Annotated in this window: 17 protein-coding genes; 9 read left to right on the forward strand and 8 right to left on the reverse strand. The window is 44.4% G+C overall.

Features of this window, described 5'->3' with window-relative positions:
* Window positions 1-41: 41 nt before the first annotated feature.
* On the reverse strand, window positions 42-917 hold the full coding sequence (locus L3V37_RS03125) for a LysR family transcriptional regulator (RefSeq protein WP_237305822.1): 876 nt from the start codon (window positions 915-917) through the stop codon (window positions 42-44).
* Between the two features lie 248 nt (window positions 918-1165).
* On the opposite strand from L3V37_RS03125, the gene L3V37_RS03130 reads away from it, so the two are divergent.
* Window positions 1166-1402 carry a hypothetical protein gene (locus L3V37_RS03130; RefSeq protein WP_005374030.1) on the forward strand — a complete coding sequence of 79 codons (237 nt, stop codon included), beginning with the start codon at window positions 1166-1168 and terminating at the stop codon, window positions 1400-1402.
* A 121-nt stretch (window positions 1403-1523) separates the two neighbouring features.
* On the opposite strand, the gene L3V37_RS03135 is transcribed toward L3V37_RS03130, so the two are convergent.
* On the reverse strand, window positions 1524-2894 hold the full coding sequence (locus L3V37_RS03135; protein ID WP_237305823.1) for an L-serine ammonia-lyase: 1371 nt from the start codon (window positions 2892-2894) through the stop codon (window positions 1524-1526).
* Window positions 2895-3025: 131 nt separating this feature from the next.
* On the opposite strand from L3V37_RS03135, the gene L3V37_RS03140 reads away from it, so the two are divergent.
* The gene (locus L3V37_RS03140) at window positions 3026-3868 is read left to right on the forward strand and encodes a YdcF family protein (protein WP_138939760.1); all 843 of its coding nucleotides are present in this window, start codon (window positions 3026-3028) and stop codon (window positions 3866-3868) included.
* On the opposite strand, the gene L3V37_RS03145 is transcribed toward L3V37_RS03140, so the two are convergent.
* Window positions 3858-4514: a hypothetical protein gene (locus tag L3V37_RS03145; protein WP_237305824.1), complete on the reverse strand. Its 657-nt coding sequence runs from the start codon at window positions 4512-4514 to the stop codon at window positions 3858-3860. The genes L3V37_RS03140 and L3V37_RS03145 overlap by 11 nt on opposite strands.
* Window positions 4515-4763: 249 nt before the next feature.
* Window positions 4764-5030 carry a DUF333 domain-containing protein gene (locus tag L3V37_RS03150; RefSeq protein ID WP_005374023.1) on the reverse strand — a complete coding sequence of 89 codons (267 nt, stop codon included), beginning with the start codon at window positions 5028-5030 and terminating at the stop codon, window positions 4764-4766.
* A 277-nt stretch (window positions 5031-5307) separates the two neighbouring features.
* Here L3V37_RS03150 and L3V37_RS03155 point away from each other — a divergent pair, with 277 nt between their 5' ends.
* A complete protein-coding gene (locus L3V37_RS03155) occupies window positions 5308-5826 on the forward strand; it encodes an NUDIX hydrolase (protein ID WP_005374021.1) in 519 nt (172 codons plus the stop codon).
* Between the two features lie 434 nt (window positions 5827-6260).
* Here L3V37_RS03155 and L3V37_RS03160 read toward each other — a convergent pair whose 3' ends face one another.
* From L3V37_RS03160 to flgA, 4 genes are all read right to left on the reverse strand, one after another.
* Window positions 6261-7007, reverse strand: a complete 747-nt coding sequence (locus tag L3V37_RS03160) for a lytic transglycosylase domain-containing protein (protein WP_237305825.1) — start codon at window positions 7005-7007, stop codon at window positions 6261-6263.
* Window positions 6988-7425, reverse strand: coding sequence for a flagellar export chaperone FlgN (flgN, locus tag L3V37_RS03165; RefSeq protein ID WP_005374018.1), 438 nt, complete (start codon window positions 7423-7425; stop codon window positions 6988-6990). Before flgN ends, L3V37_RS03160 begins: the two co-directional genes overlap by 20 nt.
* A 20-nt stretch (window positions 7426-7445) precedes the next feature.
* Entirely contained in the window at window positions 7446-7727 is a 282-nt protein-coding gene (flgM, locus tag L3V37_RS03170) for a flagellar biosynthesis anti-sigma factor FlgM (protein WP_005374016.1), read from the reverse strand.
* A 136-nt stretch (window positions 7728-7863) separates the two neighbouring features.
* On the reverse strand, window positions 7864-8661 hold the full coding sequence (gene flgA / locus L3V37_RS03175; RefSeq protein ID WP_222712021.1) for a flagellar basal body P-ring formation chaperone FlgA: 798 nt from the start codon (window positions 8659-8661) through the stop codon (window positions 7864-7866).
* A gap of 77 nt (window positions 8662-8738) precedes the next feature.
* Between flgA and flgB the strand changes: the two genes are divergently transcribed.
* Genes flgB through flgG form a run of 6 tightly spaced genes read left to right on the forward strand, consistent with a single transcriptional unit; the run spans window position 8739 to window position 12999 of the window.
* Window positions 8739-9101, forward strand: coding sequence for a flagellar basal body rod protein FlgB (gene flgB, locus L3V37_RS03180; RefSeq protein ID WP_005374013.1), 363 nt, complete (start codon window positions 8739-8741; stop codon window positions 9099-9101).
* Window positions 9102-9103: 2 nt separating this feature from the next.
* Window positions 9104-9538 carry a flagellar basal body rod protein FlgC gene (gene flgC, locus L3V37_RS03185; RefSeq protein ID WP_005374012.1) on the forward strand — a complete coding sequence of 145 codons (435 nt, stop codon included), beginning with the start codon at window positions 9104-9106 and terminating at the stop codon, window positions 9536-9538.
* The gene (gene flgD / locus L3V37_RS03190) at window positions 9538-10221 is read left to right on the forward strand and encodes a flagellar hook assembly protein FlgD (RefSeq protein WP_237305826.1); all 684 of its coding nucleotides are present in this window, start codon (window positions 9538-9540) and stop codon (window positions 10219-10221) included. The genes flgC and flgD overlap by 1 nt, the downstream gene beginning before the upstream one ends.
* A 27-nt stretch (window positions 10222-10248) precedes the next feature.
* On the forward strand, window positions 10249-11445 hold the full coding sequence (gene flgE / locus L3V37_RS03195) for a flagellar hook protein FlgE (RefSeq protein WP_017635110.1): 1197 nt from the start codon (window positions 10249-10251) through the stop codon (window positions 11443-11445).
* Window positions 11446-11457: 12 nt separating this feature from the next.
* The gene (gene flgF / locus L3V37_RS03200) at window positions 11458-12189 is read left to right on the forward strand and encodes a flagellar basal-body rod protein FlgF (RefSeq protein WP_005374009.1); all 732 of its coding nucleotides are present in this window, start codon (window positions 11458-11460) and stop codon (window positions 12187-12189) included.
* A gap of 24 nt (window positions 12190-12213) precedes the next feature.
* Window positions 12214-12999, forward strand: a complete 786-nt coding sequence (flgG, locus tag L3V37_RS03205; protein WP_005374008.1) for a flagellar basal-body rod protein FlgG — start codon at window positions 12214-12216, stop codon at window positions 12997-12999.
* Window positions 13000-13008: the final 9 nt, after the last annotated feature.

The following is a 13008-nucleotide window of genomic DNA, read 5'->3' on the forward strand; positions in this document are numbered from 1 at the left end:
ATGTGTGGTTTGGCTCTTATTAGCAATGGCAAGTCATCAGTCTAGGACTGAGCGACATGCTTAATGACATCTAATAACCACTGATTTACCGGAGCTTGCTGTTGAGAGCGACGACAGCTCATCACGTAGCGAACATCAAGCTCTAGCCCAGCAGGAAGCGCGATACTTCGGCAACCCTTAGGAACATGTCCACTCATCGTTATGCCAAAATGATTCGTTTTCAGAAGCACTTTTTGAATCATCGCTGGATGCTCAATTTCCACTTTAGGTGTGGTTCTAAAACCCATATGTTTGAGCCTTTCCAACACAGGGTATCGGTAGTCGTTCCATCCCGGCGTTTTAAAAAGTATAAAAGGGTATTCTTCTAGTTCTTGGGAGTTTTGAGCGGGATGATCTTCTCGAACAAAAAATACCGCTTTTCCTCGCCCTAGTTCGGTCTGAACAATTGACTGTGGCAGATCTTCATCAAAGTAATGAATCGCAATGGCGTTTTCACCGTCAATTAATCGTTTTTTTGCTTCGCTACCCCAGCGCAAACATGAGAATTTTGCGTTTGGGGCGTGCTTTAGTAACTCCAAGTAAAACTTGTCACCGAAGTACTCCCAAAACAATGTGTTGGCATAAATAGTGATTGAACCGTCAAAATGAGCTGGTGAAAAATGCTGTGGTTTGATGGAATCAATACTGTTGATTATTTGCTCAAAATGCGCAATGTTCGCTTCCACAAAAGCTGTTGGTTCAAAGCCATTTTTGGTCTGAACGAATAGCGGATCATTGAGCTGAGTTTTCATCTTAGTCAGATTTTTGCTGATTGCTCCTGACGTTTTACCGAGTGATTCTGCGACTAACCGGACGTTACGTAGCTCATACATCCGTTTTAATACCAAAATGTTTTGAATATCCAGATTAACGCTCATACATTCTCTCGCTTGGCTTTTGTCGACAAATCATATCGCTGAATTTCTTAAGAAAAGACAACGCTCGGTCAATTTAAGTTGCGGCCTTATCCCTGATTTATTGAAGGTAACGATAAGTTATTCTTGGTTACACCAGTTTATTAGCATGGATTTCCATTTGGTAAATAATGGCTTTCCTCGTATGAGCGCGTTTCTGTTGTTACAGTTTTTCCACCGAAAGAAAGTTAGAACGATAATAGAGGTGATGTATGAAAAAACTAATCGCACTTGTTTTGATGGTTTGCTCAACAAACGTAGCATTTGCTGGCGATGGGTCATACACGGGCACGATTGATATGACGATGGCAACGAAAAATCAGGTTGACGTAGAGCGTGCAGATTCTCAATTGACGCTGAAGGGTCGCAATGAAATGGCCTATGGCGGTGTAACAATCCATTCGGATGCTGCAACTCAAAAAATTGAACTTCGTGGTCGACGTGATTAATCGAATAGTTTCTTGTTAAGAAAATGCCGCGAAGAACGCGGCATTTCTATATGTAATATCATCAGATCACAATTACCAGATAAGCGTATGGTGAGAAGCTAAGCGCAATGACCACTTGCCATTATTCGCATGGCGGTGCCATATGAATGACAGCTAAGCCCCCCAAAGAGGTTTCACGGTATTTTTTATTCATATCTTTACCAGTCTGATACATGGTTTCGATAACTTTATCTAACGAAATTAAGCATTTACTTGTGCGCTTTAATGCCATACGCGATGCATTAATCGCTTTCATTGCTCCCATGGCATTTCTTTCAATACAAGGTACTTGAACCAAGCCGCCAATCGGGTCACAAGTCATACCCAATGAATGCTCCATCGCAATTTCCGCAGCAATACAAATCTGCTCGTTACTGCCCCCTCTTAGCGCTGTTAAGCCAGCGGCAGCCATGGATGAAGAAACCCCAACTTCTCCCTGACACCCCACTTCTGCACCAGAAATTGACGCGTTAGTTTTATATAAGATGCCGATAGCGCCGGCGACTGCGAGAAAGTCTTTTAGCTGTTTAACATCGAGCTCTTTGATGAAGCGATGGTAGTACATCAATACCGCCGGAATCACCCCTGCTGCGCCATTCGTTGGAGAAGTAACGACTTGCCCTCCTGCTGCATTTTCTTCACTAACCGCAAAGGCGAAGAGATTGATCCAATCCATGATCTCCATCGGATCGTTTTCAACTGCAGCGTTGGCTTCGAGCTTTTTCAAAAGGTTTGGTGCTCGACGAGTGACATTTAGACCACCTTCCAAAATCCCTTCCGTATCGAAGCCACGTTGCATGCAGAGCGACATCACTTTCCAAATTTGCTCTGCTCTTTGGTTAATTTCTTCGTCTGAGCGAAATGCGAGTTCGTTTTGGAGGATCATGCCTCCCAAGCTGAAACCGTTCGTCTCGGCTTTTTCCAGCATCTCATCTGCGGATGTAAACGGAAATGGTACTGCGACCTCATCTTGTTGCGTGCCGTTCTCTAGTTCGTCGGCGGTGGCGATGAATCCGCCCCCAATGGAGTAATAAATTTCAAACGCTACTTGATCTCCAGCAGCGTCTAATGCCGTAATCGTCATGCCATTTTCATGCAAGGGAAGGTTGTCGCTATGAAAGACGATGTCATGGTCGTAGCTAAACTCAATCTGGTGTGTACCGGCGAGCATGAGCGTATTATTTTCTATGGTATTTTGTAGCGCACTTTTGGCACTGCTCATTTTGATGGTATCAGGTTTATTTCCCATCAAACCAAGGACCGTGGCTCGGTCTGTATGGTGCCCTCGACCTGTCAGTGACAATGAGCCATAAAGGTCCACTTGCACCCGATGCACTTTCGCCATAGAGTCGCTAACTAGCTGAGTGAAATGGAATCCGGCAAGCATAGGACCATTAGTGTGGGAGCTGGATGGCCCGACACCAATTTTAAATATATCGAAAATCGACAGCATAATTGACTTCCTTTAGCAGTGAACCTTTATAAAGGTCTCTAGAACAGTGTTGTTAACTAGATGTTAAAGCTTGTGGGTCGGGAGTGAAAGAAGATTTTTGTAACACTGCCAACTAAGCGCGAGATTTTAAAATGAAGTTAGACAACATCGTCATCGTTTTAGGTAAACGCCTCGTCAATAACAGGTTGACCTCTGAGGGCATAACCAGAGTCGAAGCTTTGTCTTGTAGGACTGCATCACTACCGACAGAGCGAACGGCGATTATTTTTTGTGGCGGAGTAACGCAAGGACAAAGTGTTTCTGAAGCAGAGGCGATGTACGCGTATTTTAGAACCCTAAACGCAGACTCTGTGAATCCGTTCCCTGAACGTCATATACTCTTAGAAACGGAGTCGTTGAACACGTTTCAAAACATGCGTTATGTTTCCCAAGTTTTGTGCAAAAGTGGGTTGTTCGAGTTATGGTCGGGGCATCCGGTTGAGGTTATCTTGCTGTCTAATGACTACCACCTCGAACGAATCATTGATATCCAGAATTTGATGGATGAGCAAGGCTTATTACGAGTACTTAAATCCGATTGCGAATCCATGGGGGTGACTCTCAATATTCCACTGGATATCAGCAAACATATTAGCGTGCCATACCCACATAAAGGGCTTATGGCGGAGACATTCTTGCTACTCGATGAACTCACAACCTACCGAGTTTATTTAGAAGGGATCAAGCATGGCGCATTTTTCCGAGATTTATCAATTGTCCGAAAAAAGCCACTTATGATTGCAAGAGATGCTATTCACAAATTGCTCTCTTTACCGCTCGATAAAGAGGCTTTGCAACATATTGAAGAAATGAAAAAGGCCGTCGAAATGACGGCCTTGGATGAATCTGTAGGTGCTGCGGAAAAGGCATTAAGTATCTTCCATCCGATACTGACGGCATTGAACCGTCGCTTTGACCCAGAGTCTATTCATTAAGCTCGCGTTTTGTGCGGACGGCGCCTAATGCGATCAAACAGTAGCAAAGCAGTTCTATACCTTCTTCTGAGATATTTTTAACATCACGGATGTAATTTTCGTCCATCACTTGTTGCCAAAAACTACCCATACCATACAAACGAGAGAAGACTAATAATAGCATTACAGCACCAACTAATAGCTTCATATGTGGCACCGTTAAAATGGTCGCCATTTCGTTCATGGTACCTTTACCACCTTGGTAAGCTTTGGCGCAAGCCAGTGCGGTGACAGCAAGTGCTGGGAAAACCCAAGAGCCATGATGAATCATGTCTGTCCAATAGTCCGTTTCGCGAATAATCAGTACTGCAAAAAATCCTGCAATCAAAATAGACGCATGCTTTAGCTGAGGCTGTTGTTTCGATAAGCTGAAAAACGACCATGATGCAATAGCAAGCATCACAAGCTGGAGCGTTTCTGTAACGGAAAGCTCGCCAAGGCTTGATCCCAACACGACATAATCAAGACGAAGACTAAGGTTAACGAGAATACTGATAGCGACAATCATCAAGGCGTTTAAACTCGATTTATAAATAATGCGCTTCGATTTTTCAGTAACAACGTTGCTTGGGGCTGACTCGGCTTCTTTTACTATTTGTGTTTTCATCTGCTCACCTGTCCCAGAAAATGTGGAAGAAATGTGAATTAGTGTGATCTGTGTTTGGAAATTTTATTGTCCAAGTGGAAAGTTATGTCAGGGGAATGTCAGGAATAGAACACTGTTCGATATAGGGTCGATGTGCGGTAAAGTCAGAGATATGTAAAAACAACGTAAGAACACTTTGATAAATCAAATAAAAAAGGAGCCGAAAGGCTCCTAAGTGATAGAGGGAAGGTGACGTATCGACAAAAAGAATTAGTAGTTGTCACCCTCATTTTCTTTGTGATTCTCGCGATAGTATTCCCATTGCTCGACGCGTTCATTGTCCGACAGCACACAGTAAGTGACACGTTCGCCGTTTTCCGACACGGTATCCAGCTCACCACCTTGCTGAACACAGTATACGGCTGCGGGATTTGCAACGGAGGTATACTCAGTTGAGCGGGTCGCTCCCTCGTAAGTTGAACAACCAGCCAGTACCAATGTTGCAGCCATAGCCATCATTAAATTTGTCTTTTTCATTCTTTATCTCCGCATGGGGTGGGCGAGTATTGTATTGATTATAGGCAACTTTAAGAGATTATTGTCTTATAGATGTTAAAAGTAAGAGGGACGTATAAGAATTTAGATATTCTCATTTATTGCTGATTAGCACGTCACACTTCTGTTCTTGGCGTATTGTTGTGAAGGTCATATCAATCACTCCCTGACAAGCGCTCGAACGTACTTTGCCTACAACAATGATTTAAAGTGTGAAATTCGGTAATATGCGCACAAAACATTGACCGTGGTATTTTCGATGAGACATTTAAAATCGACCGTTCATCCAGACATAGAGCATTTGGATGACAAAATTGTTTTTCAGCGCAATGCAGCGCGAGCCATTGTACTTGATGGTGAAGATGTGCTGTTGCTCTATACAGAACGTTACCATGACTACACGTTACCAGGCGGTGGTATTGATGATGGTGAAGATGTCATTGCTGGATTAGTCCGTGAATTAGAGGAAGAAACGGGCGCCCAAAATATACATGGTATTAAGCCTTTCGGAATCTTTGAGGAGTTTCGTCCGTGGTACAAGGATGACGCTGACGTGATGCACATGGTGTCGTATTGTTATACATGTAAAATCGAACGTGAGCTAGGCGAAACGGCGTATGAAGATTACGAAGTTAAAAATGGAATGCGCCCGGTATGGATGAACATTCACGAAGCAATTGCACACAATGAAAAAACGATGGCAGAAAGCCCGAAAAAAGGCATGAGCATTGAGCGCGAAACGTTTTTGCTTCAGTTGATTTCTAAAGAATTACTATAAACAGCTAGCTTGCATCATTACGACTTAGCTTCTGTTGGCGCTATTGTTGGTAAAGATTTTAGAGCAATAAAAAAGTCCGGACTCCCCCCCGGAACCCGGACTTATTCCAGACGCGCAAGCGAAGCGTCATCTTGATATGTTAGATTTGTTTCGAACTATGAAAACAATAGCTGTTTTACATTTAGTGTGTAAATAATTATTAGGTCTGACCATTGGTTTTCATGTTTTTTGCAAACGCAATGTGACGCATATCTACCCAATTGCCAAGCGCAATTGGGGCGCTTTTTAGTAAACCACTACTCTTTCTTATCTTTGAGATACCTTACCTCAACTTTTTTGCACACGTTTGCATAGAGATCACGAGTTTTCAAATTCGCCGAACAGGATCTTGTAATTTTACGTTTCTCTGACATTGAGCTCTGTCGTAGCTTTTATCACAAATTAACTAGCGGAGGCAGTCGGCTAAAGTCGACCAGCGGTTGTGAAATCATAGGAGCGTCTGGAGCAAACAAGAGTAAAGGTTGAAATGATGAGGATTGTAACTGACCGATATCTATCAACTTTTCCAATGCATAGAAGCGGCTGACGTATTGGCGAGTCTCGTTAGGCAGCGTGAGTTGTTGGAAATCTCGACTTCCTGCTTGCTGAATAGCACGTGCAACGCGTCCTTCTCCGGCATTGTATGCAGCTAAGGTCAGAGCCATATTTTGATCGAATTTGTTGTATAAAAACGCCAGGTACTTGAGCGCGGCCGTTGTGCTAGCTTCTGTGTCAAAGCGATCGTCTTGTTTTGTATTTATCGTTAATCCGAATCGTTTCGCTGTGGTTGGTATCAATTGCCAAAGTCCGGCGGCGTTAGCGTGAGAAACGGCTTTGGGGTTGTAAGAAGATTCTAACATTGGTACTAAGGCTAGGCTATTTGGTAATGAGTGGTTTTGAAGCTGTTTGAAAATGTGGTTAATTACCGGTTTGGATGAATCGAGACGCTTGGCAATTTGTGGCTTGTATGGTGCTAATACTTGATACTGCGTTTGAATATCGACAGCATTTGGTTTTGCCTGGCATGTGATTGGAAGGTAGGACAGAAAGGTAATAAAAATAAAAAGGCCTACAGTACTCAGCCGAGATGGCGACTGAATCTGTAGGCAAGACGAACATCGTTTAGAACGATTTATCTTCATAAGTGTGTTGCACAGGTTGTTTGAGTTGACTGACCAACTCATGGAACGCCGCAGAGCTGTGGCCATTGCTCTGGTTGTATTGTTGGCACTGACTTACCAACGTTTCCAATAGCGCCCATTGTTTTCTAGCTTGCATACCTATTTGGGCAGGCAAAGCATTGAAAATTCGTTTTACGCTGGCGTCATTACACGCTAACCCCAGCGCTCGCATACACTGGCTTCTGTCATTGGCGGAGCGGCTGAGTTTATTGAGTATCGGCATTTGTTTCTGAACATTGTCGTTCAGTGCCTCTCCATCAAACTTTAAGTACAATACCTTTTGCTGCTGCAGCAAAGGAAGCAGTTGTTGATAAAGCTTAATATCCTCAGATATAGAGCGAACAAATTGTTGAATTCGCTGCGATACTGCGCTTGCCATGATGTCTTCCTAGCGTTTTATTACTCGTGACCTGTATGGAACTGCATGATTGCCTTGGATAGCACTTTTGTATCTAGGCTAAGTTCACCACGCGCTAATGCGTTGCGTACTTGTTCTACTTTTTCCATATCAACATCAGGTAGTGATGCCATTTCAGCTTGAGCGCGATCTATCGCTACGGTATTCGCTTGAAATGCAGGCTCGTGTACTTTGCTCTGTTCGACGACGTCGACAGGCTGTTTGCTTGCTTGCTGTAATTTTGTTTGTGGGACATGACCGCCCGCGACTTTGTCGATTTTCATGCTGTGGTCCTCATCATCATGTTCTAAATTAAGTAGGCGGTTAGAATGTGATAAACATTAAATATTTTTTTTGTACTCGAAGTTCAGTGTTACTGACGAGAGCCAAAATTAAAAAATGTTACCCCGAGTCAAAAAATCAAAATTGAGTATGAACCTGGTTTAATCCAGTTACTACTGCTCTTATGACCTTGCCCGAACTTGGGTTTTCCACGTCAATTTGTTGCCCTTTCGCTCCATCTTCTAAGGCGACTCCTTTTGTGCTGGCACTAAATCCATTTTTGCTCGCAATGACTATGACTTCATTGCCTTTCTCGATTAGAGGTGGGGCCGACAAATTGGATGGATTAACCACTTGCCCAGCCCGCAAACGACGAGAGGTTTCTAAGCCTACTGCTTGCTCGGGGCGAGTATAAAAATCGTCTTGGCGAGAGATGGTTCGGGTTTCAAGCTTTATGTGTTTAGCCGTTACGACTTCATTTCGGCCAACCGTGGTTGTCGCGACCAAAACAGGCAGAGTCAGCGAAGACTTTATCGTAACGTTAATTCGCCATGGTGATGCGATATTGTCGCAGCTGACTGAGCGCTTGAGGTTACCGACTGGCAACGTGTTGTTGTCTCGACCTGTGATAACTAAAGGCGATTGACATTCTGGCAAGTGATTGGCTGAACCGGGCACCCACATGTCGAAGTCCAGTTTGTACTCCCCCCACTGATTGGAGAGCGCTACGCGATCCACCTCTTGTTCGAAATCCGTTGCTACAACGGACCTTATCTCTTCAACGCTTAGGGTTTTGTCATTGGTGTTGGCGAATGCTTGTTCTGATGTCAAAGCGAGTAACGTCAGCATTATTGTTGAGGAAGTAGACACTTTCCTCTTGTTTTTAATGCTTTCCGAGAACCGGAAGTTTGGCTTCCATCCTTGTTTGTAAATCATTGATATATATGGCTATTTTTTATGGCACGTATCTTGTTTGTATGTTGGCGTATTCGAGCCAACTGTAAGGAAGATGCATGGCGATCACATTTGAAAATGCTTTAGGAGTACATCCAGAGGCACTTAATTTTCGCGTTCAGCGTACCAAAGTCCTCGCCAGTAACCTAGCAAATGTTGACACCCCTGGGTATTTGGCGAAAGACCTAAGTTTCACCACCGTAATGAACCAAGTAACGGCAGGTGGTGTGAACAAACCGGTGCCAAAGTTCCAGGTTCAGGCCCAATACTCGGTGCCTTACCAGAATAGCAAAAATGGCAACACCGTAGAGCTTGGTGTTGAACAAGCAAAATTCACGCAAAACAACATGGACTTTCAAACTAGCCTGACGTTTCTCAACATGAAATTTAATGGCTTAGCGAAAGCGATTGAGGGACGTTAATTATGTCATTCACTGATATTTACTCGATCACTGGTTCCGCGATGACAGCACAAACTGTGCGTCTGAATACGGTAGCCAGTAACTTAGCAAACGCAGATGCAGTATCTGCAAATCCAGAAGATGCTTATAAAGCGCTTAAGCCAGTATTTGCGACTGTGTACCAAAAAACGCAAATGACAACAGAAAATGGAGCTTATCCCAATGCAGAAGTTCGCATTGTTGACGTTGTTAAAAATGCTGGAGATGCAGAGAAGCGTTTTGAGCCGAACAACCCACTGGCTAATGATGAAGGCTATGTATTTTACCCCGATATTGATGTAGTTGCTGAAATGGCAGACATGATGTCCGCAACACGCAGCTTCGAAACGAATGTTGAAGTATTAGCCAATGTAAAAAGTATGCAGCAAGGTCTGCTTAGATTAGGGCAGGGTAGCTAATGAGTATTGCACAATACACCCCTTTATCGTCTGACGCTCAAGTAAATACAAAAGCAAAAGACAGCAACGGTATCTCACCAAACCCTAAAGACATGAACAGTGCTTCTTCATTGGAGAATGAGTTTATTTCTTTGATGGTGGCTCAAATTCAAAACCAAGACCCACTTAATCCCCTTGATGGTACGGAATACGTTGGTCAATTGGCTCAGTTCTCGCAGGTACAAAGTACCGAGAATATGTCTAAGACAATGCAACAGAGCATGGTGTTACTGGACAACATGCAAGTGCTGTCAACAGCGGGCCTTGTTGGGCAAACGGTTTACGTCAATGCGGATGAATTTCAGCTTGGTGAAGACGTACAAAACGGAAAAATCGAACTCGCTCATAGCTCAAACCAAGTCACGTTAGTTGTTAAAGATGAATTTGGTCAATCAACTAAAGTGCCACTAGGTGCTCACGGCAAAGGTGACGTCGACTTTTCAATTAATCCTGAAGAACTTGGTCTTAAACCAGGCAAATACTCAGTGGCCGTAGAAGTGCAAGAAGGGCAAGCAAGTCCAAATGTGCTGATGGCAGGCACTGTTGAGCAAGTGCGCATTCCTAATACCGGTGGCGCAGCATTAGTCAATGTCCATGGCGTTGGCAACGTTCCTTTCTATCAAATCACTCAGTTTGGTGCTTAACCAAATACGGAAATCAGAGGTCTATTTATGAGTTTTAACATCGCACTAAGTGGTCTGGACGCGACCAACACAGAGCTAAACACAATCAGCCACAACATTGCCAACGCATCAACGTATGGTTTTAAAGGTGGCCGCACAGAATTCTCCGCTGTATACAATGGCATGCAACCTGGTGGTGTGGAAGTCGCGTCAATTTCACAGAACTTCGACAAAGACGGCAGTATCACAGGAACTGGCCGTGCGATGGACCTAGCTATTAATGGCGGTGGCTTTTTTGTTACTAAAGATAATATGGGTCAAATGTTGTACACACGTTCAGGTGTGTTCTCAACGGATAAGAACAACTTTGTTACGGCTAACAGCGGTGCAAAGCTTCAAGGTTACAGTGTCGATAGCAACAACAACCTAATGACAGGTTCTGTGGGTAATATTCAGGTATCGACTTCCTCACTGAATGCTAAAGCAACAGACAGCTTAGATTTTGTTGCGAACTTCGACGCAAGCGCGTCTGTTATTGATAAAGCCGTAACGCCATTCAATCCAAAAGATCCAAGCTCATTTAACTCGTCTTACACAACAAAAGTCTACGACTCATTGGGTAACTCGCACACGGTAACTCAGTACTTTACTAAGACTGCTTCTAACTCGTGGGAAGTAAACGTTCAAGTAGATGGCGGTACGACGCCAGTAGCAACTGTGCCTGTAACGTTTGGTAAAGACGGCTCGCTTTCAACACCGACTGCGCCGTTTAATGTTTCATTCCCTGCAGCAGGCGCGAACGCGATGAGTGTAGACATTAACCTGAAAGGCAGCACGCAATTTGGTGCAGCTTTTGGCGTAAGTACTAATAGTCCTAACGGTTACACATCAGGTGAACTTGCAGGCGTACGCGTTGAAGGTAACGGCATGGTTTACGCGACTTACACTAACGGCCAATCACAGCTACAAGGTCAAGTTGTTCTTGCTGATTTTGCAAACACACAAGGCTTAGCGAAAGTGAGTGGAACATCATGGACTCAAAGCTTTAGCTCAGGTGCTCCAATTATGGGTGTTCCGGGTTCAGGTACGATGGGTGACCTAACTCCGGGTGCATTAGAAGGTTCTAACGTTGACTTAACCAGCGAACTTGTTGCTCTAATGACTGCACAACGCAACTACCAAGCAAACGCAAAGACAATTTCTACCAGCGACAAGCTTACTCAAGCTTTGTTTAACGCGGTGTAATGGGAGTTTTGCATGGATAGTTTGTTATTTACGGCAACGTCGGGTGCCAGCCGAGTTCTTAAAGCGCAGCACGTTCGTTCAAACAACTTATCAAATGCTGATACTGCGGGTTTTCGAGCGGATATGGAGCGTGTGCGTAGTGTAGAGATGCAAGGCCCAGGTTTTGATGGTCGCACTATGGTTGTGACCAACTCTGCCTCAACACGTTTCGACGCTGGCGATATTGTGAAAACAGGACGTCCGTTGGACGTTGCGGTTATGGGTGAGGGGTATCTCTCTGTAGAAACCCCAGCGGGTAACGAAGCTTACACCCGTGCAGGCAATATTCAGGTCGATACTTTTGGCGCTCTAACAATCAATGGGTTCCCTGTCCTCGGTGACAATGGTCCTTTGGTTGTGCCGGATTACCAAAAGATTGAAATCAGCGAGCGTGGTCAAGTCTCAGTGATCCCACCAGGTGGCGGCGCAGAAATTGTGGCAGGCACTTTGAAGTTGGTTAAACCGGAAATTAATCAACTGCAAAAAGAGAGCGATAGCTTGCTGCACAGCGTAGATGGCGTGCCATTCGCGGCAGATGAAACCGTGCAACTCTCTCCTGAGCACATTGAGGGCAGTAACGTATCTGCTATTGATGAATTGGTTAGTGTGATGTCGCTGACGCGCAACTTTGAAATGCAAGTTCGCATGATGAAAACGGCGGAAACTCTAGCAAAAGCTGGTAACAAATTAATGGCGGCGAGCTAAGTCTCGCCCCGGAAGGAGTAAAAAATGCATTCAGCATTATGGGTAAGTAAAACAGGCATGGCAGCGCAAGACACGAAGATGACTGCCATTTCTAACAACCTAGCAAACGTAAACACGGTTGGCTTTAAGCGTGACCGAGTCGTATTTGAAGACCTTTTCTACAGCATTCAGCGTCAACCAGGCGCCCAAGTAGACCAAGTTAACGAACTACCAAGTGGTATTCAGCTAGGTAGCGGTGTTCGCGTTGTTGGCACACAAAAAGTGTTCACGCAAGGTAATACCCAAAACACAACGCAAGAGTTGGATCTTGCTGTAATGGGTCAGGGTTTCTTCCAAATAGAAAACTCGGATGGACAGATCATGTATACACGTAATGGTCAGTTCCATCGAAACTCAGAAGGCTTAATGGTGAACAGTCAGGGCCTGCCTTTAGAGCCTCAAATCCAGATCCCTGACAATGCGGTCTCTTTCTCTGTGGGTGTTGATGGCACCGTGACAACAACAACAGCAGACGATCCAACACCTCAGCAGCTTGGTCAAATTACACTTGCAAAATTCATCAATCCAGCAGGCTTAGAGGCCATGGGTGGCAACTTATTCCGTGAAACGGAAGCCAGCGGTCCAGCTGATGAGCTGATTGCAGGAGCTGATGGTGCCGGCATTATCAAGCAAGGTGCACTGGAAGGGTCAAACGTACAAGTAGTAGAAGAGATGGTCGACATGATCACCACTCAACGTGCGTATGAGATGAATGCGAAAGTGGTCTCTGCTGCAGATGACATGCTGAAGTTTGTTTCGCAATCAATGTAAGTATGAAAT

It is taken from the genome of Vibrio sp. D54 (assembly GCF_021728075.1).
Taxonomy (GTDB): domain Bacteria; phylum Pseudomonadota; class Gammaproteobacteria; order Enterobacterales; family Vibrionaceae; genus Vibrio; species Vibrio alginolyticus.